This window comes from Paenibacillus sp. OAE614, assembly GCF_040546645.1.
Classification (GTDB): domain Bacteria; phylum Bacillota; class Bacilli; order Paenibacillales; family Paenibacillaceae; genus Paenibacillus_AQ; species Paenibacillus_AQ favisporus.
The window spans coordinates 4,647,957-4,669,758 of record NZ_JBEPOD010000001.1 but is presented as its reverse complement, the minus strand read 5'-3'; the positions used below and the strand labels follow the sequence as shown (position 1 = coordinate 4,669,758).

The window sequence follows — 21,802 nt, the reverse complement described above, 5'->3', positions numbered from 1 at the left end:
AGGTGGTTATGATGAGTGCCGGACATGGAAGCATTCCGGAGAAGGTCATCGACGCGGTGCTGGAGCAGCATGATATCGTCGATACGGTAAGCAGGTACGTTCATCTGACCAAGCAGGGGAAATACATGAAAGGCCTCTGCCCGTTTCATTCGGAGAAAACACCGTCTTTCACGGTCACGCCTGAGCGGCAAATCTTTTACTGCTACGGCTGCGGCAAGGGTGGAAATGCCATCAAATTCAGGATGGAAATCGAAGGATTATCTTTTCCCGAAGCCGTTAAAGTCATGGCGGAAGAGAGCCACATCGCGGTACCGGAAGGGCTGGGGGGACCGGCGCATCAGCCGAATCCCGAGAGAGACCGCCTGCTTCAGGCCTACGAATGGACAGCGAAGTTTTATCACTATTTACTGAAAAATACGGAGCATGGCAAGGCAGCCATGGATTATTTGCGGCAGCGGGGCTTCACCGACAAGATGATCGATTTGTTCCAGATCGGGTACGCTCCGGATACGTGGAATACGCTGGTCCAGTTTCTGTCCAGGCGCTCCTTTGATCTCGAAGAGGCGGAGAAGGGCGGATTGCTGACCAAGCGCAGTGACGGCGGGGATTACTTGGACCGTTTCCGGGACCGGATCATGTTTCCGATCCATGACCGCAGCGGCAAGGTGATCGCTTTCGCCGGCAGGATTCTCGGTGAAGGGCAGCCGAAGTATTTGAATTCGCCGGAGAGCAAGCTCTTTAACAAAAGCCGGACGCTGTACAACCTGCATCAGGCCAGACCGTCCATTCGCAAATCGCGGCAGATCGTTCTTTTTGAAGGATACGGGGACGTGATCTCGGCATGGGAAGCAGGGGTTCAGAACGGCGTGGCCACGATGGGCACGTCCTTAACGGAGAATCACGCCTCTCTGATGAAGACGATGGCGGACGAAGTGCTTGTGTGCTACGACGGAGACCGGGCCGGACAAGCTGCGGCAATGAAGGTGATTCCGCTGCTTGAAAACGTGGGGCTGAACATCAGGATCGCGGTGCTCAGCGATGGGCTGGATCCTGACGAATTCATCCGTAAATACGGGGCGGAACGGTTCATGCGGCAGATTATCGAGGGCGCCGTTTCAACCACAAAATTTAAGCTTATATATCTGAAAAAAAACCATATACTCCTAGAAGAAGATGGAAAAATCGCCTACATGAAGGAAGTCCTGCCCATCATCGCGGTGCTGCCTTCTTCCACCGAACGGGAGGTATATTTAAGGGAATTATCTTCAGAATTGCAGCTTTCCTTTGACAGCTTGAAGCAGGATTGCAACGAGATCCGCCAGTCGATGCAAAAAAACATGCCGGATGGGGATAATAACGACAAAAGGTGGAATAATGGTAGGCATAAAAAAGGGCATGTTCCCGCCCCGACATTACTGCCGGCTTATCATACCGGAGAACGTCGCCTTTTAGCCATGATGCTGCAGGATGCCGAGGCCGCCCGCTACGTGGAAGAACGGCTTGGGGACGCGTTTAACATTGATGATCATGCAGCGATTGCTGCTTATCTATATGCCTATTATGCACAGGGCAAATCACCGGATATCAGCCGGTTTATGTCGTCGCTCCACGACGATCGCCTCGAGAAAACCGTCAGCTCCATCTCCATGATGGATATGCCGCGGGAGTGGAGCGTGCAAGAGCTGGATGATTGCATTCGGGAGGTACAAAAGGTCCCGCAACAACGGAAAATAGAGCAGAAGAAAGAAGAAATGATATCTGCCGAACGGTCCGGAGACTTTTTGCGTGCTGCACAAATTGCAAGTGAGATTATAGCCCTAGAGAGACAGTAATCGTTGCTTCGATGGTTTCTAGGGAGGAGGGAGTCGAAATATGGCGAATGATCAGCATACTGAACTAGAGACAGAATTTACGCTCGATCAGGTTAAGGATCAGCTGATTGAGCAGGGTAAAAAGAGATCGTCACTGAATTACAAAGATATTATGGAAAAACTATCGCCGTTCGACCAAGACCCTGAACAGATGGATGAGTTCTATGAGCATCTGGGCGATTTGGGTATTGAAGTGGTCAATGAGAATGACGAGGAAGTCAGCAATTTGCGTCAAGGCGAAGACCATGACGGAAACGACAACGACGACTTTAATTTTGACGATGACCTTTCTTTGCCGCCGGGCATTAAGATCAACGATCCCGTACGGATGTATCTCAAGGAAATCGGCCGGGTGCCTCTCTTGTCCGCTGACGATGAGGTGGAACTGGCTAAGCGGATTATGAACGGGGACGAGGAAGCGAAGCGCCGGCTGGCTGAAGCGAACCTGCGTCTCGTTGTCAGTATCGCCAAACGCTACGTCGGCCGCGGCATGCTCTTCCTTGATTTGATTCAGGAAGGCAACATGGGTCTGATCAAGGCCGTTGAGAAATTTGACCATAACAAAGGGTTCAAATTCAGTACGTATGCCACTTGGTGGATTCGTCAGGCCATTACGCGCGCGATTGCTGACCAAGCGAGAACGATCCGGATTCCGGTTCATATGGTGGAAACCATCAACAAGCTGATCCGGGTATCCCGTCAGCTGCTGCAGGAATTGGGGCGCGAACCAACGCCGGAGGAAATCGCGGCCGAGATGGAACTCAGTGTGGAGAAGGTCCGGGAAATCATGAAGATTGCCCAAGAGCCGGTGTCGCTTGAGACGCCGATTGGGGAAGAGGATGATTCCCACCTGGGAGATTTTATCGAGGATCAGGAGGCGCTTGCTCCTGCGGATGCGGCGGCCTACGAGCTGCTGAAGGAACAGCTGGAAGACGTGCTCGATACGCTGACTGAACGTGAGGAGAATGTGCTCCGGCTTCGTTTTGGTCTGGATGACGGCCGGACTCGGACGCTTGAGGAAGTGGGCAAAGTGTTTGGCGTTACCCGTGAACGGATTCGCCAAATCGAAGCCAAAGCGCTCCGGAAGCTTCGCCATCCAAGCCGCAGCAAACGGCTTAAGGATTTTCTCGAATAGCGAAACCAACTTGGACCTTCTGCGGCGTGCCGCCAGCAAGGTCCTTTTTTTAGATATAAGGTTGTATACAAGCTTTGGAGGTTGGGCTTTGGCTTTCTTATATCGCAACGAGCAGGCTATGTACTGAGGCTTCGGCGGACGGCCTGCTTGTAAGTTCTGTTTTCTTTTAGAATTATTTCCTTAATTTGTTTTTATTTTAGCGCTTTTAACGAGCCAATGCAAATGATCTGGACATTTATCCAAAGATTGGAAGTGTGTATTGCATGGGGGCCGCTTCCGCTTCTGCTGCTGCCGATTTGCAGAAAGGACCTGCCGTTTGGTAGGGTTAAGGAAGGGACAAAAATAACTGATGGTGACGGTGGACATATGAAATTATCAAGAAGATTACAGCTTATTATGGAGCAGATTCCCGATGGAAGCCGCCTCGCGGATATTGGCTCGGACCACGCGCTTCTTCCGGTAGCAGCCGTTGAGGCGGGCAGAGCTATAAAGGCCGTGGCGGGAGAAGTCAATCAAGGCCCGCTACAGGCGGCTGCCAAGCAGGTAGCCGAAGCTGGACGGGGTGAGGACATTTCGGTGCGGCTCGGAGACGGTCTGGCGGTCATTTCGCCGGGGGAAGTGGATGTGATTACGATCGCCGGCATGGGCGGAAGCCTGATCGCGAGCATTTTAAACGAGGGGCAGGACAAACTGTCCGGGGTGAAGCGGCTCATCCTGCAGCCGAACGTCGGCGAAGATTTGCTGCGCCGGTGGCTGCTCGATCATGCCTGGGTGCTGGTGTCCGAGATGATTATCGAGGAAGACGGCAAAATATATGAGATTTTGACAGCTGTACCGGAGCATTCATCACCTGTACGGTCGAATGAGGAGTTGTACCGGGAGCGCTCATGGAAGGCCGGGGAAGCGGGCGGCGACATAATCCTTTCGAGTGAGCTGTTGATCCGCATGGGTCCTTGGCTGCTGGAGCAGCCAGATGAAGTGTTTGTGGCCAAATGGCAGGGCGAACTGGTGAAGATGGAAGGCATTCTGAAATCCGTATCGTCCTCCAAGCTGCCTTCTGCCGCAGCCAAGGCCAGAGAGCTGACTGAAGAAATGAAACAAATCAGGGAGGTGCTTGCATGTTTGCAAAAGGACAAACGGTAATTCAATATATGGAGCAGCTCGCCCCCAAGCACTTGGCGGTGCCGGACGACCGGATCGGGCTGCAGCTGGGCAGCCTGCAGAAGGAGATCCGGAGCGTGCTAGTGGCCCTGGATGTCAATGACGAGGTGGTCGAGGAAGCCATTGCGATGGGCGCGGATTTGATCGTAGCGCATCACGCCATCATTTTCCGTCCGCTCAAACAGCTTCAGACCGACACCCCAATGGGAAAAATGTATGAGAAGCTGATCAAGCATGACATCGCCGTCTATATTAGCCACACCAATCTCGATATTGCCGAGGGAGGCATGAACGACTGGATGGCTGAAGCGCTTGGCATTGCGGACGGCGTACCGCTGGATGAGGTGCATGCCGAGAAGCTGTACAAGCTGGTCGTGTTTGTTCCGGCTGCCCATGCAGAGAAGGTCCGGGCCGCCATGCTGGACGCAGGAGCGGGTGCTATCGGTAATTACAGCCACTGCAGTTTTAACGTACAGGGCACGGGCACCTTTTTACCACAGGAAGGAACGGAACCTTATATCGGCAAGCCGGGGAAGCTGGAGCAGGTGGAAGAGGTTCGGATCGAGACCATCGTCCCCCAAGGGATCCGAAACAAGATCGTTCAGGCGATGATCAAGGCGCATCCTTATGAAGAGGTGGCTTACGATCTATATCCGGTTGACTTGAAAGGGCGCAGTTACGGGCTTGGCCGGGTAGGGAAGCTTCGGGAACCGGTGACGCTGGCCGAATTCGTCGACGTGGTCAAGGAAAAGCTGGATGTGCCGCATGTCCGGGTCGTTGGCGACCTGAACCGCAAGATCGGCAAGGCCGCCGTTCTTGGCGGATCTGGCAGCCGCTACGTGAATTCCGCGATATTCCGCGGGGCTGACGTGCTCGTGACCGGAGACATCGATTATCACACCGCGCAGGATGCGCTGATGGCCGGGATTGCTCTGATCGATCCGGGGCACAATGCAGAGAAAATCATGAAGGCCAAAACAGCTGAATGGCTGCAGGCCAAGCTGTCGGACGGCCGCTATGATACGAAAGTTGCCGCGTCCCAAATCAACACCGAGCCGTTCCGCTTTATGTAAAAACGGTAATTTTCGTTAAATTAATAGGCATTTGCCATTGTGTCCGACGGCAATTCCTAGTATAATATTTTTTGTTGTCCGGAAAGTTTGACAGACAATCGCTGGCGGCGCGTAAGGCGCCGCGAGAGGAAAGTCCGGGCTCCGTAGGGCAGGGTGCTGGATAACGTCCAGTCAGCGCGAGTTGAAGGATAGTGCCACAGAAATGGACCGCCGATGGCTGCTGCTTGCAGCGGCACAGGCAAGGATGGAACCGAGGTGTAAGAGACCCCGAGGAGCGTTGGTGACTTCGTTCCTGGTAAACCCCACCTGGAGCAAGACCTAATGGAACGCAGCTTCCTCGAGAAGCAGCCTTTGCCCGAGGCGCGTTCGGGTTGGTCGCTGGAGCCAATCAGTAATGGTTGGCCTAGATAGATGATTGTCGCTTATCCGTGGGAGGGTAGTTCCCGAATGCACCACGACGAGCACAGAACCCGGCTTACGTAAAACTTTCCTAACTGCCAACAGTTCTTATTAGGATGACGTAATCAAGGCGGTATCCCGTAATTTACGGGATACCGCCTTTTTGCCGTCCGATCACCGGGTCAAGCCTGTTTTAGACGGATACCATTCAGTTAAGGACAAACGTACAATCCCGATTGGGATCTCCATAATAGACTATATTAAATTTATGAAGGGAGATGCTTATCGAATGAGCCACTGCTTTAATTGTCCTCCTGCAGATCCGGTTTATACCGATCCGACTGTGGTTTATCAAGATTATTACTATCCGCAGGTCGTTCCGATTGTCCACACGGTCGAAATTGTAAAAAGACATCACTGTGTCCCCGTTCCTAAACACTGCTATAACTATGTCGTTCGCGACGAAAACATTGTAGGTACCGTTTCCGCTTACAGAGGTCCGAAACGCGCAGCCCGCAAGTCGAGAGCCAAACGTACACGGTAACTCGTGCTCTAAAAAAGGCAACCCGCTCCTGAAAGGGGCGGATTGCCTTATCTTTGGTGCAACTTATTTGGTTTTCACGCTCTCACTGCCCATGATCGAATTCATCTGATTCTGTACATGCTGCGGCCACAGCTGAAGCGGAGAATTGCCGCCACCTGCTGCCTGCAGCGCTCTATAGATATCAATTTGACCGTTGCCGTAATATTTGTCATGTCCTTTCGGCCCAAGATCAATGGTGCTTTGGCACATAATGTCCATCACTTGTTTATTGGTCAAGTCCGGATTCCGCGAGCGGATCAGCGCGGCCATGGCGGCGACATGCGGACTGGCCATCGACGTTCCGGACAGGGCGGCGTACTGGTTACCCGGATAGGTGCTGGCAATGCTCGTCCCAGGCGCGGCTACGTCGATATAATCCCCGTAATTGGAATAGGAGGCTTTCTTCATGTTCGCATCGGTCGCAGCAACGGCGAGTACTTCGGGATAGGCCGCAGGGAAGCCTGGCCGCTCGGTGTTGTCGTTCCCTGCCGCGGAAACGAGCACAACGTCCTTGTCGTAGGCGTATCTCACCGCATCGTGCAGGAACTGGGAATCGGCGTAGTTGCCCAAGCTCAGATTAATGACTTTGGCACCATGATCCGCCGCCCAGATGATCCCTTCCGACACCGAATAGGTCGTGCCCGATCCGGATTTATCGAGCGCCTTCACCGGCAATATTTTGTTATACCAGCTGATACCGGCCACGCCTTCATTATTGTTGACGACGGCCCCGATGATACCGGCCACATGCGTGCCGTGACCTACATCGTCCAGCGGGTCGCTGCCGGGATCCACGACGTTGTAGCCGGACAGCAGTTGGCCTTGAAGATCCGGATGGTTAATGTCTGCACCCGTGTCCACGATACCGACAATGACATCGTTGCTTCCCTTGGATAAATCCCATCCCTGGTTCGTTTCAATCGCTGGGAGGTTCCACTGGTATTTCGCAAACAGCAGGTCATTCGGCACGTTCGGAAGGCTGCCTGTTTCCGGAACGGTATCGTTGGTTAAATATAAATAATGCGGTTCTACATAATGCGGATTCCAGTGGTTTAAGAAATATACCTTCAACTGGCTGTAATCCATCGTACTGGAACGGAAGACGTAAGCATATCCAAGTTTTCGGGCGGATTCCGCTTTGACGTCACCTTTGATCCTGTTCATCTCGTCCGGAGACGGATCCTGGCGGAAGCGGACGACGATTTCGTTCTCGTAGAAGTGGCTTGCGTTTTCGTTATCATGTCCTGTCTTAACCGTTAAATCCCGCAGCGTGTCGGCGTGAACCGATTCGACTTTAAATTTGCCCTCTCTCGGGTAAGGGATCAGCCGCAGGTTTTTCTTCTGATGATTTTCCACGTCGAGCAGTATTTTTTGATTCATTAAGGCGATGACGCTCTGATTGCTTTTGGCCGACGGTTCCGCGATGACGAAGTACTGCTTGCCCGCCATTTTGAAGGAGGGGGACTGGTACGTCTGGTGATTCTTCACCTGCTGCTTGGCTATACTTAAATAATGATCCAGCCTTTTCCGGTCCTGGGAGGTCCAGGAGTCTTCCTTTTTGGCAAATTTAAGCGGTTGATTCAGCTTAGGGTCCTGCCACACCAGCATGGAAAAATGGTCATGGGTTTTCTGCAAATTCCGTACATAATCGGTAATCTGCTTTGGCTTTGCGCTGCCCAGATTGTTCAGCATCGCCGTCAGATGCTGTCTCGCATCCAGCCGGGTCAAATGGTCGGTTGAAGCGATATCCTGCGCCATCATGCTGTTCTTTAAACGATGCTCCTGATGCGGAGCCGGGACCGGAGGGGATTCGGCGGCCTGCTGCCGGCTGTCTGAGCGCGGGAGCAGCAAAAATAACGCGAGCGCGCCGCAAACGGTTGCCGTTCCGATGCCCACCCATTTTCCTTTCGACATAAAAAGTACCTCCTTGAGAAAGATAAGTACCTTTAGCGTGAGAAATGGGAAGCTATTTTATACCCCGGCGGCCGACTCAGGCAAAAACCTGCTCAATTCGTCCAAATCGTGACCAGAAAGGGATACCGTTCCAGTTTGTTTTATGTTAGGATAGTACATGAAAATTGATCCTTGCTTCAAACGATGGTGATGAAATTTCGGATCCTCTCCAGGACCGAAAGGAACAAATTAAGGGGGAGCTAATTAGCTATGTCAGCAGGTAATGTTCAAAAATTGTGTGAGACCACGAAAGAGAAGCTGAAATCCGCGATCGAGAAACTGGAACAATTCCTCAATGAGAATTCGATTCCGCAGCTTGCGCCAGACAATAATGAGGAAACGCTGCAATTTTACAAAGGATTTTTGTCTGACCTGCGGCATCTTCTGGTTTTCTCCGAAGTATCAGCCGAGAAACTGGGAATTGCGTTGCGCCGTGCCAATTTTGACACTGATTTTGCTGAAAAAGCTCTCTATAATGTGTATCATCATTGCGTTAACAACTTCTTTTATCCGAAAAGCGAAAGCTATTCCGAAGATGGGCGTTATGCATACACGGGACAGGATGCTATCCGTTTCCGGGTAAAACCGGTTCGGCCGGTAAGAGACATCATTCTCGATATCACTAAAGTATATGAAGAGCTTCGGGACGATCTGACTTATTACGAAAGCGATTATTTAACGGAGCGCCGGATGCACAACCAGCGTTCGCACGCTTAAACCTTATACGATTACACCAAAGATGCCTGATGATGGCATCTTTTTTTATTTTCCTCATGACGACCATCAACTGACAAGATGCAGCAGGGATACGCCGATATGGAGCAGGGGACAATGAAGCTTGAGGTGATAAATAATGAAGGATCCAAGAACCTACGTAAAATGCAGCGTCAGCAACTGCAGCTACTGGGGTGAAGAGAACGTCTGTAAAGCCGAGCAAATCCTGATCGAAATCGACAAGCACGCCTCCGCCAAGTACAGCGAGGAGTACGGCAGCGAGCTTGGAGAGCACAAAGACCGGGCTGTAAATTCTTCGGCTACCTGTTGTCTGACCTTCAAACCCAAAACTTCTTAATTCAAGCGTCCGACTCCCTTTATGCACTTATCCATCTGTCGTGAGGAGGCTTCTAATCATGGATGAATTCAACAAACGAGAGCAGGAACACAAGACGGACAGCCCATTCGCAGGAAAAGGAATCACTCCCGTTTCAACGAATAACGATTCCCGCACGAATCACCGAGAAGAATATGCAGCTGAAGCGGGTACTCCCTCCGCAACCCGGGATAACGAGTTCCGGCAGGCGATCGCCACACGGATCCGTACCGATTACCCGCGCAGGGACGCCCACAAAGAGGAGTATGCATCAGAGGTAACATCCCCTGAAGTCACAAGCCGTGCGGCCGGATATTCGGTCCGGGACGACCGGAAGGCGGATGCCGCCGTGAAGAGAACGGATTTGTACAAAAATGACCGCGAGGAGTATGCGGCAGAAGTAGCTCCGGCACCATCGGTCCGCAGGGATGAGGTCCGTACCTCGGATGATGGCGAAAACCGGAACGCCGTTCAAAACTATGGACGTACGGCCGGTTATGTCGGTGTAGGCTTCGGCGTCCTGTCCTTGTTTATGTGGTCCATTATCCTGGGCCCGTTGGCTGCGGTCATCGGCTTTTATGCGTACAGCCAAGGCAGCAAGGTATGGGGCGGATGGGCAATGGGTCTCGGCATTCTGGCAACGATCAGCTACTTCGTGCTGGTTCCGTTCGCCCGGTAAAACAAATGGGCAATATAGCGTCTTTGGCCGCTCATGAAGCGGCTGAGGGCGCTTTTTTCATGTCAGCGTTTTTTGGAAGAGGTCTGGCGCAAGACGGCGGAATCATGGTAAAATAAATCCAATCCGCATGGACGAGATTATGATGGAAAACGAGGTTTGAGATGATGCAAATCGATCCGGCTGCAGCGCAGCAGTTGTTGGCAATGCAGGACAACAGCCGTATTCAAAATAGAGACGAGCTTCTCCAGGACATTATCGAGAAGGGCAGCACCTCTGATTTTGGTGTTATTCTGAACCAGCTGCTGGATGACTCCAGCGCGGCAGCTGCAGAAATCGATGCTTCCGTACAACCGACGGTGCCCGGCGTATCGTGGAGTGATGGTCTGCTGTGGCAGCAGCTGGGAGAGGCGAACACCTCGCCGGTGAAACAAGTTGACGAAGTGTCCAAGCCGGTGCATTCCGGCTCAGGCAAATCGACCGCTTACAACGACTTGATTGAACAGGCCAGCCGCAAGTACGGGGTGTCCCAATCGCTAATCAAGGCCGTCATCGAGACGGAGTCCACCTTTAATCCGAATGTCGTATCTTCTGCGGGGGCCAAAGGCCTGATGCAGCTGATGGACGGCACGGCGCAGGGACTCGGGGTCAGCGATCCGTTCGACCCGGCGCAGAACATCGATGCCGGCACGAAATACCTTTCGTATCAGCTGAGCCGCTTCGGTGGGCAGGAAAATATGGCGCTGGCTGCATACAATGCGGGGCCTAACCGGGTGCTCAAACTCGGAGTATCGACCGATGCCGAATTGATGCAGCAATTGGACCGGCTTCCTGCAGAAACAAGGAACTATATCCGTAAAATTGCGGATGCCAGGGCAAAATATGAAGGTTAATACCAATCGCATAGCGTTTTAAGTTACGGGATCAAACTCGGGAGAACGGGAAGCGGCTCGATATGAAGCGCTTCTTCCGATGTTTGATCTCTTTATATTGCTTCGGGTGATCCGTGTAAAGGAGGAAACGTAATGATCTATTGGGACCATGCGGCAAGTACGCCACCCTACGAAGAGGTTATCCAGACAATGGCGGAAGTAATGAGACAGCATTACGGCAATCCTTCATCCATTCACCGGATGGGCGAGGACGCTGCCAAGCTAATCAAGCGTTCCCGGGAAGTATGCGCCGCCGCCCTTGGTGTTAAACCGGCCGAGATCATCTTGACCTCGGGCGCAACGGAAGGGAACAATATGGCCATTAAAGGAACAGCCTTTCAATATGCCGGCAGGGGCAAGCACATCATAACAACTGCAACGGAGCATCCGTCCGTCTACGACAGCTGTTTATATCTTCGGGAACACGGATTCGAGGTAACCCTTCTTGATGTGGACCAGAAAGGCCGGATCCATCCGGACCAGCTGCTCAGCCTCATTAGAAAGGACACCATCCTGGTCAGCATCATGCATGTAAACAATGAGACCGGAGCCGTGCAGCCGCTGGAGGCGGCGGGACGAATCATTAAACAGTGCAACCCGCTGACCCTTTTCCATGTGGACGGTGTTCAGGGCTTCGGCAAGCTGCATGTCGACCTGCAGGCGTGGCAGGCGGACTTATATACGTTATCCGCACACAAACTCCGCGGTCCCAAAGGAGCCGGCGTATTATTTCGAAGGGAAGGCGTTCAGCTTCATCCGCTGCTGTCGGGAGGCAAACAGGAGTCCGGCATGCGCTCGGGTACGGAAAATTATCCAGGGATTGTCGCCATGGCCAAAGCCATGCGGATGGCTAAAGAGCAGTTAGGGACTTTCGGTGAGCAGGTCGGGGCGCTGCGGGACGAATTGCTCGCATTTATCCGAACGATGCCGGCCCTTGCGCTGAACAGCGACGAAGACGGGGCGCCGCATATCGTTAACGTGTCCTTTTCCGGAATGAAAGCCGAGGTCCTTCTGCATTCACTTGAGGAGCACGGCATGCTCGTGTCCACCAAATCGGCCTGCTCTTCCAAGACGGCGGAGCCAAGCCGTGTCCTGCTTGCCATGGGACGGAGCGAGGAAGAGGCCTCCAGCGCAATCCGGATCAGCATGGGGCTTACCAACACCAAGAATGATGTAGAGCGGTTGAAAAACGCGCTTCAGGATGCGGTCGAACGGCTGACGCCTTTAATGACAGGAAGGAATGAAATCCATTGAAATATGATATGCTTCTGCTCCGCTATGGAGAAATTACACTCAAGGGAAAAAACCGGGGGCGCTTCGAAAATGCGGTGATCTCGCATATCCGGTCCGTTCTTAAGGATTTTCCCAAAGCGAAAATTCGCAAGGAGTACGGAAGACTGTACGTTGAACTGAACGGGGAAGAGCCGGAACCGCTGATTGCCTCGCTCCAAAAAATATTCGGACTGACGTCGATCAGCCCGGTAGTTGTCAGCTCTACGGAGCTGGATTCTATTTTGGAAACTTCTTCGGCATTTATCGGGCAGATGAACATGGAGGAAGAGGTCACCTTTAAGGTTCATGCCCGCAGAGTGTGGAAGGCTTTCCCGCACTCGTCCCATGAGATGAACCATCTGGTGGGTGCGCCGCTGCTGAAGAAGTATCCTCTGTTAAAAGTGAGCATGAAGGATCCCGAGCTCACTCTGCAAGTGGAGATCCGCGAGCAGGGAACCTATATATTCTGTCAGACGATTCCCGCCGTCGGCGGATTTCCGCGGGGAAGCAACGGTAAGGCCATGCTGCTCCTCTCCGGCGGAATCGACAGCCCGGTCGCAGGGTGGTCTTCCATGCGCAGAGGGCTGGAAGTGGAGTGCGTTCACTTCTACAGCTACCCGTTTACAAGCCGGCTCGCCAAAGAGAAGGTCATCGAGCTGGCGAAGGTGCTCTCAGGTTATGCAGGGGAGATCAAGATTCATCTGGTGCCGTTTACCGAAGTGCAAACGTCCTTTACCGGCATTGGACAGGACAATTTGATCATCACCCTGATGCGGCGTTCGATGCTCAGAATTGCCGAACTGCTGGCCAAGCGTGAAGGGGCACTTGCGATCGTTACCGGAGACAGCCTCGGGCAGGTCGCCAGCCAAACCCTGCCAAGCATGAACGTGATCGGCCGGGCGACCGAGCTGCCGCTTCTTCGGCCGCTGATCATGATGGACAAAAACGAGATCATTCGGATTTCCAAAGAGATCGGCACATACGAAACCTCGATTCTTCCTTATGAAGACTGCTGCACCTTGTTCGTGCCCAAGTCACCGACCACGAATCCGAATTTGCGGGTCGTCGAGAACGTGGAGGCGTCGATCGAGAAGCTCCCTGAGCTGATCCAAGACGCCTTTGAGCGGACCGAAACTTTGGTGCTCACCAAGGATTATGTGATTGGAGAGGAAGAAGAAGCAGGCGGCGTTAACGAGGATTGGTTCTAAAGCTCAGGGGATTAGGAAACAAAAAAAGGAGGCTCTTCATTGAAGAGCCTCCTTTTGTATGACAACAAGCCGGACATGTTGGTTCTAACTATACGAATGTTCGTCTTTCCGTTTCTTCATCGAAGCGCGTTTCAGGTATCCGAGGGCGAGAATGGCTATGACGACGATCACGATAAACAGCACCCGCAGAACCGGATATTGTTCAAAAAACGGAGCAAACCGCTTTTCTTCCGTAATCATGTTGGATGCCGTGTAACCGAGTACGGCCGAACCAAGGTAAATAATCCATGGAAACTTGTTAATCAGCTTAATAAACAGGGTGCTGCCCCAAACGACAATCGGAACGCTGATGAGCAGTCCAAGAATGACGAGGATGATATTCTGCTCGGCTGCGCCAGCCACAGCGATCACATTGTCCAGCCCCATCGCGGCATCCGCGACGATGATGGTCCGTACAGCTCCCCATAAGGTTTGGCCTGCCTTGATGTCCGTGTGATCGTCGTTATCGGCCAGAAGCTTGTAGGCGATCCATACGAGCATGACACCGCCCAGGGCAAGCAGCCACGGAACTTTCAGCAGCCAGACGACGACGATCGTCGCAATGATCCGGAGCAGGACTGCGCCGCCGGTTCCATAAAAAATAGCCTTTTTCTGAGTCGAGGGGGCAAGATTCCTCGCAGCAAGGCCAATTACGATGGCGTTATCGCCAGCCAATATTAAATCCAAAAAGACGATTTTGATCAAACTAACTAAAAATTCTATTACACTGTCCAAATCAGGTCACTCCTTATTATGACTGTATACGGAGTTCAATAGCAAATCGATTCATTATAGGCTAATTTTTCATGTGAAGTCAAGCATAGCCTGGCCAACTCCCACATAGATGTAGAGTGGGGGTGTTGACCTTTGGAATCGATTTGGCTGCTCATTCAGATCCTTATGATCAATTTGGTCCTAAGCGGTGACAATGCCGTCGTGATTGCTCTGGCGAGCAAGGACCTGCCGGAGAAGCAGCGTAAACAGGCGGTATGGTGGGGAGCGCTCGGCGCTGTTATCCTAAGGTGCTTGTTGACTTTTATTGCGGTCATTCTGCTGAAAATCCCTTATGTTCAGGCGGTCGGCGGGTTCATGCTCATCTGGATCGCCTTAAATCTGCTGATCGAAAACAAGGATGAGCTCCGGCTGCAGGAATCCTCCACCATCTGGAAAGCGGTCAGGACTATTCTTGCGGCGGATTTAATTATGAGCCTCGACAACGTACTGGCCATTGCCGGACTCGCCAACGGCGATCTCGCACTGATCGTGATCGGCATTGCGATCAGCATACCGATCGTCGTCTGGGGCAGCAATTTGATCGTCACCTGGCTTCACCGTTTCCCGGTGCTCGTGTACATCGGGGCGGGCATTCTAGCTTATACAGCCGGTGAGATGCTCCTCCAGGACCACAGGCTTGGGGCTCTCCTCTCCGCATCTCTGCCGGAATTCCACCATCTCATTCCCGGCGTATTGGCCGGCTTGGTGATCGTCTCCGGCGGTATCAAGCAGCTGCTGCTGCGGCCGCGCTCATAAGCAGGACAATCTCGTTAAAAACCGGGTTCAGCCCGGTTTTTTTCTTGTTTTGAACATAAAAATCGCAAAGTATGGGAATAATTCGGGCTTGCGGCAGGACCCTTCCTTTGCAGGGTTATTTTGGGCTGCAGTGCCTAAAAAATTACAGGCGCAATCTGGTTTTTTTCACAGGTTTCAGATAAACTAAAGATGAAAATATGTCGTTTTTTGCGTATGGCGTAAGGGACGGCTATAGAGAAGAGGGTGGGAGAATGTCCTCAAGGAACGACTTGAAGCTGGGCCTGTTCATTGTCATTGCTGGGATCGTCATTTTGCTTGGCAAGCTTGGTGTTTTCGGTTTTTTGGGCCGCACGCTGTGGCCGCTGGTCCTTTTGATTCCCGGACTGGTTCTGCATATGCTGTTTTTCGGCAACCGGGCGCGTGCCACGGTGCTTGTACCCGGCGGTATTTTGACGGTGTACGGGCTGCTCTTTTTACTGTGCAGCACGATCAGCTGGGGGCTGATGTCCTACTTGTGGCCCGCCCTTCTGCTCGGGATCGCGGTCGGGATGTACGAGTATTATCTGTTTGAAAAGCCGCGTCCGTCCTCCTTGCTTCCTGCCTCCGTCATTTTGGGACTGGCCTCGCTGGTGCTGTTCTTCTTCAGCCTTCTTCATACCGCGGCGATCTATATCCTCGCCGTGCTGCTGATTATCGGAGGCATTTGGCTGATTGCCGGAAGGGGGAAATCCAGAAACCGGAAGTGGAAGAGCGGCTGGTAAATCAGGCCTTCTATTTTCTGTAAAACACTTGTTTTTTTCTGAAACTTCATTATAATATAAGGGATGTAGAAGCGTCGGCGCTACCGCCTGACGCTTCATTTGTTGAAAGACTTCGTTACGATTTGAAAGGGAAAGGATCTGGATAAAAGCCATGCATTCAAGAGATAAAATTCGCAACATTGCGATTATTGCGCACGTCGACCACGGCAAGACAACCCTAGTTGACCAGTTGCTGCAGCAATCGGGGATATTCGCCAAGCACGAACACCTGCAGGAACGCGCCATGGACTCCAACGATTTGGAGCGCGAACGCGGCATTACCATCCTGGCCAAGAACACGGCCATTACGTATAAAGATTTTCTGATTAACATTGTGGACACCCCGGGACACGCCGACTTCGGCGGCGAGGTGGAACGGATTATGAAGATGGTCGACGGCGTACTTCTCGTCGTTGACGCATATGAAGGCTGTATGCCTCAGACCAAATTCGTGCTCCGCAAAGCGCTTGAGGCGAATCTGACGCCGATCGTCGTCGTCAACAAAATTGACCGTCCGGCGGCCCGTCCGGCCGAAGTTATCGACGAAGTGCTCGACCTCTTCATCGAGCTTGAAGCAAACGACGACCAGCTGAACTTCCCGGTCGTTTACGCTTCGGCGCTGAACGGAACCTCGAGCCTGGATCCGGACAAGCAGGATGACAACATGCTGGCCCTGTATGAAACGATTACCGAGCACATTCCTTCTCCGACGGAGAAAGTCGATGAGCCGCTTCAGTTCCTCGTTACACTGATGGACTACAATGAGTATCTTGGACGGATCGCGATCGGCCGGGTTAACCGCGGCGTGATCAAGCAAGGTCAATCGGTTACGGTCATCATGCGCGACGGCAAGAGCAAAACCGCCCGGATCGAGAAGCTGTTCGGCTTCCAAGGACTGAAGCGCGTGGAGCAGGAAGAAGCCGGTGCGGGTGACATCATCGCGATCGCCGGAATTAAGGACATCAATATCGGGGAAACGATCGCCGATCCGAACCATCCTGAAGCACTGCCGGTTCTTAAGATTGATGAGCCAACCTTGCAGATGACGTTCCTGGTCAACAACAGCCCATTCGCCGGACGCGAGGGCAAGTGGGTAACGTCCCGCAAGCTGCGTGAGCGTTTGATGAAGGAACTGGAGACAGACGTCAGCCTGCGCGTTGAGGAGACGGACAGCCCGGATGCGTTTATCGTGTCGGGACGCGGCGAGCTTCACCTCGGCATCCTGATTGAGAACATGCGCCGCGAAGGGTACGAAATGCAGGTTTCCAAACCTGAAGTTATCGTCAAGGAAATCGACGGAGCCAAGATGGAGCCGATCGAGCGCCTTCTGATTGACGTGCCTGAAGAGAGCATGGGCGCGGTCATGGAAAGCCTCGGTTCCCGCAAGGCCGAAATGGTGAACATGGTTAACACCGGCAGCGGACAGGTGCGCCTGGAGTTCCTGATTCCCGCACGCGGCCTGATCGGTTACCGCACGCATTTCCTGACGCTGACCCGCGGTTATGGCGTCATGAACCATGCCTTTGACAGCTACGGCCCGCTGCACAGCGGCCAAGTCGGCGGACGCCATCAGGGCGTGCTGGTTTCCAGCGAAACCGGAACGAGCACTTTCTATGGCATGATGGGCGTTGAAGACCGGGGCATCCTGTTCCTGGAGCCGGGAACCGAAATTTATGAGGGCATGATCGTCGGCGAGCATACGCGCGATAATGACATCATCGTTAACATCTGTAAAGAGAAGCAGCTGACAAACGTGCGTTCCGCGACGAAAGATGATACAGTAAAAATGAAGACGCCTCGTCTATTCTCACTTGAACAGGCGCTTGAATATTTGAATGACGATGAGTATTGTGAAATCACGCCGAAATCGGTCCGTCTGCGCAAGAAGATTCTGAACAAGAGTGAGCGCGAACGTGCCGAGAAGCACCGCAAGATGGCCGAAGCCAACATGTAATCCGGGTAAGGTCCTCACCTCATTTCTGGAAGGAGTGAACTGTCCGTGCAAGCTTGGTTAGCAGCGCATCCGATTATCTCCTATATCATCATCTTTGTGCTGATCACCTATGTATACAACAAGGTGTTTCGGGTCAAACAGAAGCTTCCGCTCCTCAAAGAGATTCTGCTGTATATTCTGATGGCCATCGGCTCCGGGATGCTGCTGATTTTTCAACACGACAAGCTTCCGATCATCCAGTGTCTGCTTGTCGCGGTAGCTCTGATGTTCACGGTGCGCATCCGCTATTTCGTGGAAGCGCGGCAGAAGAAGAAAGCCGAAGCGGCTGCCAAGCGGGTCTAACGGCCCGCTGTGGCCCGACTCTTTGCAACATTACGAAGGTCGTCATCGTTTATAGAGAGATTACCTCAAAATAAATGAAAAAGGTGTTTGAGATGAGTCCCAGCAATACGAGTCTACCTCCAAGATCTCATGGCGGCACCCCGAAAGGGAAAGTGCCTCCAAAGAAGAAAAAGAAGAAAAGCGGGTTCAAAACGTTTTTGAAATTCGTATTGATTCTGATTATATTAGCTGTACTCGCTGTAGCGGGATACGCGGGATATTTGTACTATAAAGCGGATCATGGCGTGCTGGACACAGGTGTGGATGCACCGGTCGCTCCTTCCCAATCCGCCAAGGTCAAACCGATTACGATGCTGCTGCTTGGAACGGACTATCGTCCGGAGACGAAGACGCACCTGTCTGACGTCATCATGATCGCGGCTTTTAATCCGGATACGAAATCGGCAACGGTAGTGTCGGTTCCGCGTGATACCAAGATCGAGCTGAAGGGCTACAGGGAGAACAAGGCCAATGCCTATTATCCGAATTTCCTGGCTGATGAGAAGCAATCCGGGATTAAGGCGACCGATGAGATGAAGACAATGTTCTCCAAGTATTTGGACATCGATATCGATTACGTGACGGTGCTGAATTTCCAGGCATTCCGTGATGCGGTAGATGCACTGGGCGGCGTTGACGTGACAGTCGACAAGAACATGTGCTACCGGGATAAAGCCGACGGAACGGACATCAACCTGAAGAAGGGTGAGCAGGAACTGAACGGGAAGCAGGCGCTCGATTTTGTGCGCTACCGTAAGTCCAACTGCCGTCCGAGAACGGACGCTTCCGACGATTTTGACCGCAACCGCAGACAGAACGAAGTTCTTCACTCCCTGATCGATAAGATGCAGACATTCAAGGGCGTCACGAGCCTGGGCGGTGTGCTGGATGCCATGAATAACAACATGGAAACCGACATCGAGAAGGATCAATTGAAGAACATGATTGCAACCTATTGGAAAATTAATAAAGAAGACGTCAAATTCATGCCGATTACCGGCAACTGGAAAAGTCCTTATGTGTATGTAGACGATGACGAGCTGGATAAAGCAAAGCAGGCATTGAAGGACGAGCTTGCCGGCAAGACTGCCGTGGAAGCCGGTACTTCAGCGGATGAAAGCTCGAATCCGTAAAGTTGGGTGCAAGTTTTGGGACGACATATAATATACTAGAGTACAATGGAACCTGTACAGGAGGTCAGTGCGATGTCCGAGACGGTTACGAAGTGGACTCCAATATATGTAATGCAACGTCAACCAGCCGTTCATCTCTCTGTGCCGACTTCTGCTGAATCCGGTGTATGTTTTGACGCGCCATGCAAAAAAGCCTAGTGATCTGATCACTGGGCTTTTTTCTTTTTTTGCAAAATTTGTTGATTCGGCTAGTATTTCGCCTGTCCTATGCTTTAGCGGGTTGGGCTTGGCGAAGAAGGGCTGTTCTGACGCGATTTGACATCGCGCGGGAGCTGCGGCACAATCCGGCCGACAATATCCGCCAGTTCGGAAGCGAATCCCGATACGGGTTCCCCTTTTTGAATATGCTGACCGATTTCGGCAATCCGGCTGGACAAATCCATATCGGCCGTCACGAGGGCGTTTTTGCCCCGAGGATCCTTTTTGAGTGCTTCGGCAACGGTATATTTGATGGTTCCGACGCGGGAACGCGTCAAATTGCCGTCTACGTCGATGCCCACAACGGCAGTATTGCCTAACACGACTGCATGCGCTTTTTTCACACCGTTCACCTTTTCGGCGATGTTTTCCAAATGGTCTTTTAAAGCCAGGTCCGTTGTATCTTCTGCAGAACGCACGGCTGTGTTTCCTGCAGACCGGAGTGAAAGGCGGTGATGGTCGCCGGTTGATGCGGCTGTCGGCCCCTGTTGACTTTGAGGAGAGGGTGATGCAGTGTTCTGATGATTACAACCGCTCAGTAGAGCCATAGTTAACACAACGAGCAAAAACATTCTCATATGTGATCGTCCTTTCCAGGTCATAAATTGGCATGACGGGTTGTAACTTAGGATGTCCATGACGAAATAATTTATGTGTTTATTATGAGTTCAGTGGAGGGAGAAAGTATGAGAAAGATATTTGTACTGGATACCAATGTGCTGCTGCATGATCCCCGGGCGATATTTGCGTTTGATGAACATGAAGTCGTGATTCCGGCCGTCGTTCTGGAAGAAATAGACTCCAAGAAACGGAATGCTGACGAAATCGGGAGAAATGCGCGGACGGTGTCCCGCCTGCTGGACGGATTGAGGGAAAACGGCGGCCATTTACACAGCGGGGTGCTTCTGGAAAACAAAGGCAGCCTGAAAGTGGAGCTGAATCACCGCAGTTTTGTGAAAGTACAAGAAATGTTCGGCGAAATGTCCAATGATAACCGCATTTTGGCAGTCGCCTTAAATTATCATCTGGAGGAGCAGGGCAAGGAGGACCCGACGTCGGTAGTGCTGGTAAGCAAGGACGTGCTCGTTCGCATCAAGGCGGACGTGCTTGGTCTGGTGACCCAGGATTACTTATCCGACCGCACCGTAGGTCCCGGAGATCTGTATACCGGATATTCTACGCTTAAGGTGCATCCTTCCATCATCGACGAGTTTTATTCGTACCGTTTTTTGTCCATCAAGCCGCTGCAGCTGCCTTATCCGCTGTATCCGCATGAATTCGTCATCCTAAAGGACGAGATGGGGAGCACGAAATCGGCCTTGCTGAAGGTGAATGCGGATGCGCTCCGGCTGGAGCCGCTCTTTTTGAGCAATGAATCCGTATGGGGAATCAGCGCGCGCAACGCACAACAGCGCATGGCGCTGGAGCTGCTGCTTAACGACGATATTCCGATCGTAACGATTACCGGAAAGGCCGGTACGGGCAAAACGCTGCTTGCCTTGGCAGCCGGGCTGATGAAGGTCGAGGATGAACATAAATACAAAAAGCTGCTGATCGCAAGGCCGGTCGTTCCGATGGGCAAGGATATCGGTTATCTGCCCGGAGAGAAAGAAGAGAAGCTCCGTCCGTGGATGCAGCCGATTTACGACAACCTGGAGTTTTTGTTTGATACGAAAAAGTCGGGCGATATCGATAAAATTTTAATGGGTCTGGGCAGCATTCAGGTCGAGGCGCTCACTTATATCCGCGGACGCTCCATCCCCGGTCAGTTTATCATCGTGGACGAAGCCCAGAACCTGTCCCGCCACGAAGTGAAAACGATCGTCTCCAGGGTCGGGGAGGGAAGCAAGATTATTCTGATGGGGGACCCCGAGCAGATTGATCATCCGTATCTGGATGCATCGAGCAACGGCCTGTCATATATCGTGGAGAAATTCAAGCAGGAAGGGATCAGCGGGCACATTACCTTGGAAAAAGGCGAGCGCTCCAAGCTGGCCCAGCTCGCAGCCGACCTGCTGTGATTTCATAAGCTGGTACTATTTCCCGAGAAATGATGCCACCACCTGCCAGCACATAAAAAGAAGTCCCCCTTGTCCGGTTCATTGGAACCGGCTGGGGGCTTTTTTTGAAGAGATCAGAACGTATAAGATTTGGAGCCTCCGCTTCCTGATCTCGCAAGAAAAACTTCCGCTAAAAGCGGTCTGTCTTCTTAGAAGATACGTCGATAGACGTCTTTCTTTAGTTTTAACAATTTCAGGCACCGGATCAAATATACTCGAATTACAATAAGGACATTCACAGGCGTAGATTCGTAGTTAGCCTCATGGTATGGCTCATCGGCTTATTTCTTGCCA

19 protein-coding genes and 1 other RNA gene are annotated in these 21,802 nt (G+C 52.2%); 17 read left to right on the top strand and 3 right to left on the bottom strand.

Annotated features, from left to right (window positions below):
• The first annotated feature begins 11 nt into the window (after nt 1-11).
• The 5 genes from dnaG (at nt 12) to rnpB (ending at nt 5,733) form a co-directional block, all read left to right on the top strand.
• A complete protein-coding gene (dnaG, locus tag ABIE48_RS21590; protein WP_145024559.1) occupies nt 12-1,832 on the top strand; it encodes a DNA primase in 1,821 nt (606 codons plus the stop codon).
• A gap of 40 nt (nt 1,833-1,872) precedes the next feature.
• On the top strand, nt 1,873-3,006 hold the full coding sequence (gene rpoD / locus ABIE48_RS21585) for an RNA polymerase sigma factor RpoD (protein WP_116229511.1): 1,134 nt from the start codon (nt 1,873-1,875) through the stop codon (nt 3,004-3,006).
• A gap of 366 nt (nt 3,007-3,372) precedes the next feature.
• Entirely contained in the window at nt 3,373-4,149 is a 777-nt protein-coding gene (locus tag ABIE48_RS21580) for a tRNA (adenine(22)-N(1))-methyltransferase (RefSeq protein ID WP_145023578.1), read from the top strand.
• Nucleotides 4,125-5,240 carry a Nif3-like dinuclear metal center hexameric protein gene (locus tag ABIE48_RS21575; RefSeq protein WP_145023580.1) on the top strand — a complete coding sequence of 372 codons (1,116 nt, stop codon included), beginning with the start codon at nt 4,125-4,127 and terminating at the stop codon, nt 5,238-5,240. Before ABIE48_RS21580 ends, ABIE48_RS21575 begins: the two co-directional genes overlap by 25 nt.
• 82 nt (nt 5,241-5,322) lie before the next feature.
• Nucleotides 5,323-5,733: RNase P RNA component class A (gene rnpB / locus ABIE48_RS21570), an RNA gene on the top strand.
• Between the two features lie 513 nt (nt 5,734-6,246).
• Here the strand turns inward: rnpB and ABIE48_RS21565 are convergent.
• Entirely contained in the window at nt 6,247-8,136 is a 1,890-nt protein-coding gene (locus tag ABIE48_RS21565; RefSeq protein WP_145023584.1) for a S8 family peptidase, read from the bottom strand.
• 249 nt (nt 8,137-8,385) lie between these two features.
• Between ABIE48_RS21565 and ABIE48_RS21560 the strand changes: the two genes are divergently transcribed.
• The 6 genes from ABIE48_RS21560 to thiI all read left to right on the top strand — a co-directional run bounded on the left by ABIE48_RS21560 (nt 8,386) and on the right by thiI (nt 13,353).
• Nucleotides 8,386-8,892, top strand: coding sequence for a YpuI family protein (locus ABIE48_RS21560; RefSeq protein WP_076169820.1), 507 nt, complete (start codon nt 8,386-8,388; stop codon nt 8,890-8,892).
• 136 nt (nt 8,893-9,028) lie between these two features.
• Nucleotides 9,029-9,247 carry a DUF1540 domain-containing protein gene (locus ABIE48_RS21555; protein ID WP_076169821.1) on the top strand — a complete coding sequence of 73 codons (219 nt, stop codon included), beginning with the start codon at nt 9,029-9,031 and terminating at the stop codon, nt 9,245-9,247.
• Nucleotides 9,248-9,305: 58 nt separating this feature from the next.
• On the top strand, nt 9,306-9,944 hold the full coding sequence (locus ABIE48_RS21550) for a hypothetical protein (RefSeq protein WP_313958203.1): 639 nt from the start codon (nt 9,306-9,308) through the stop codon (nt 9,942-9,944).
• 164 nt (nt 9,945-10,108) lie between these two features.
• Nucleotides 10,109-10,834, top strand: coding sequence for a lytic transglycosylase domain-containing protein (locus tag ABIE48_RS21545; RefSeq protein WP_145024561.1), 726 nt, complete (start codon nt 10,109-10,111; stop codon nt 10,832-10,834).
• 132 nt (nt 10,835-10,966) lie between these two features.
• Nucleotides 10,967-12,127, top strand: coding sequence for a cysteine desulfurase family protein (locus ABIE48_RS21540; RefSeq protein ID WP_192715703.1), 1,161 nt, complete (start codon nt 10,967-10,969; stop codon nt 12,125-12,127).
• Nucleotides 12,124-13,353 (top strand): tRNA uracil 4-sulfurtransferase ThiI, encoded by a 1,230-nt coding sequence (gene thiI, locus ABIE48_RS21535; RefSeq protein ID WP_145023590.1) that lies wholly within the window; start codon nt 12,124-12,126, stop codon nt 13,351-13,353. The genes ABIE48_RS21540 and thiI overlap by 4 nt, the downstream gene beginning before the upstream one ends.
• Nucleotides 13,354-13,437: 84 nt before the next feature.
• Here thiI and ABIE48_RS21530 read toward each other — a convergent pair whose 3' ends face one another.
• A complete protein-coding gene (locus tag ABIE48_RS21530) occupies nt 13,438-14,127 on the bottom strand; it encodes a TerC family protein (protein ID WP_145023592.1) in 690 nt (229 codons plus the stop codon).
• Nucleotides 14,128-14,259: 132 nt separating this feature from the next.
• On the opposite strand from ABIE48_RS21530, the gene ABIE48_RS21525 reads away from it, so the two are divergent.
• From ABIE48_RS21525 to ABIE48_RS21505, 5 genes are all read left to right on the top strand, one after another.
• Nucleotides 14,260-14,922 (top strand): TerC family protein, encoded by a 663-nt coding sequence (locus ABIE48_RS21525; protein WP_192715702.1) that lies wholly within the window; start codon nt 14,260-14,262, stop codon nt 14,920-14,922.
• 251 nt (nt 14,923-15,173) lie between these two features.
• Nucleotides 15,174-15,683 carry a LiaF transmembrane domain-containing protein gene (locus ABIE48_RS21520; protein ID WP_192715701.1) on the top strand — a complete coding sequence of 170 codons (510 nt, stop codon included), beginning with the start codon at nt 15,174-15,176 and terminating at the stop codon, nt 15,681-15,683.
• A gap of 151 nt (nt 15,684-15,834) precedes the next feature.
• Nucleotides 15,835-17,676 carry a translational GTPase TypA gene (gene typA, locus ABIE48_RS21515; protein WP_116229522.1) on the top strand — a complete coding sequence of 614 codons (1,842 nt, stop codon included), beginning with the start codon at nt 15,835-15,837 and terminating at the stop codon, nt 17,674-17,676.
• Nucleotides 17,677-17,721: 45 nt separating this feature from the next.
• The gene (locus tag ABIE48_RS21510; protein ID WP_076169828.1) at nt 17,722-18,018 is read left to right on the top strand and encodes a YlaH-like family protein; all 297 of its coding nucleotides are present in this window, start codon (nt 17,722-17,724) and stop codon (nt 18,016-18,018) included.
• Between the two features lie 92 nt (nt 18,019-18,110).
• On the top strand, nt 18,111-19,190 hold the full coding sequence (locus ABIE48_RS21505; protein ID WP_145024563.1) for an LCP family protein: 1,080 nt from the start codon (nt 18,111-18,113) through the stop codon (nt 19,188-19,190).
• Between the two features lie 272 nt (nt 19,191-19,462).
• On the opposite strand, the gene ABIE48_RS21500 is transcribed toward ABIE48_RS21505, so the two are convergent.
• Nucleotides 19,463-20,020, bottom strand: coding sequence for a YhcN/YlaJ family sporulation lipoprotein (locus tag ABIE48_RS21500; protein ID WP_256993151.1), 558 nt, complete (start codon nt 20,018-20,020; stop codon nt 19,463-19,465).
• A gap of 114 nt (nt 20,021-20,134) precedes the next feature.
• Here ABIE48_RS21500 and ABIE48_RS21495 point away from each other — a divergent pair, with 114 nt between their 5' ends.
• Nucleotides 20,135-21,469 (top strand): PhoH family protein, encoded by a 1,335-nt coding sequence (locus ABIE48_RS21495; protein ID WP_192715700.1) that lies wholly within the window; start codon nt 20,135-20,137, stop codon nt 21,467-21,469.
• Nucleotides 21,470-21,802 lie beyond the last annotated feature (333 nt).

Bases quoted from the DNA above. Each gene is read 5' to 3' on its own strand.
- ABIE48_RS21560 (WP_076169820.1), top strand. From the start codon at position 8,386: ATGTCAGCAGGTAATGTTCAAAAATTGTGTGAGACCACGAAAGAGAAG.
- dnaG (WP_145024559.1), top strand. From the start codon at position 12: ATGAGTGCCGGACATGGAAGCATTCCGGAGAAGGTCATCGACGCGGTG.
- ABIE48_RS21500 (WP_256993151.1), bottom strand. From the start codon at position 20,020: ATGTTTTTGCTCGTTGTGTTAACTATGGCTCTACTGAGCGGTTGTAAT.
- ABIE48_RS21550 (WP_313958203.1), top strand. From the start codon at position 9,306: ATGGATGAATTCAACAAACGAGAGCAGGAACACAAGACGGACAGCCCA.
- ABIE48_RS21575 (WP_145023580.1), top strand. From the start codon at position 4,125: ATGTTTGCAAAAGGACAAACGGTAATTCAATATATGGAGCAGCTCGCC.
- ABIE48_RS21565 (WP_145023584.1), bottom strand. From the start codon at position 8,136: ATGTCGAAAGGAAAATGGGTGGGCATCGGAACGGCAACCGTTTGCGGC.
- ABIE48_RS21505 (WP_145024563.1), top strand. From the start codon at position 18,111: ATGAGTCCCAGCAATACGAGTCTACCTCCAAGATCTCATGGCGGCACC.
- typA (WP_116229522.1), top strand. From the start codon at position 15,835: ATGCATTCAAGAGATAAAATTCGCAACATTGCGATTATTGCGCACGTC.
- ABIE48_RS21545 (WP_145024561.1), top strand. From the start codon at position 10,109: ATGCAAATCGATCCGGCTGCAGCGCAGCAGTTGTTGGCAATGCAGGAC.
- rpoD (WP_116229511.1), top strand. From the start codon at position 1,873: ATGGCGAATGATCAGCATACTGAACTAGAGACAGAATTTACGCTCGAT.
- ABIE48_RS21555 (WP_076169821.1), top strand. From the start codon at position 9,029: ATGAAGGATCCAAGAACCTACGTAAAATGCAGCGTCAGCAACTGCAGC.
- ABIE48_RS21520 (WP_192715701.1), top strand. From the start codon at position 15,174: ATGTCCTCAAGGAACGACTTGAAGCTGGGCCTGTTCATTGTCATTGCT.
- ABIE48_RS21495 (WP_192715700.1), top strand. From the start codon at position 20,135: ATGAGAAAGATATTTGTACTGGATACCAATGTGCTGCTGCATGATCCC.
- ABIE48_RS21540 (WP_192715703.1), top strand. From the start codon at position 10,967: ATGATCTATTGGGACCATGCGGCAAGTACGCCACCCTACGAAGAGGTT.
- ABIE48_RS21580 (WP_145023578.1), top strand. From the start codon at position 3,373: ATGAAATTATCAAGAAGATTACAGCTTATTATGGAGCAGATTCCCGAT.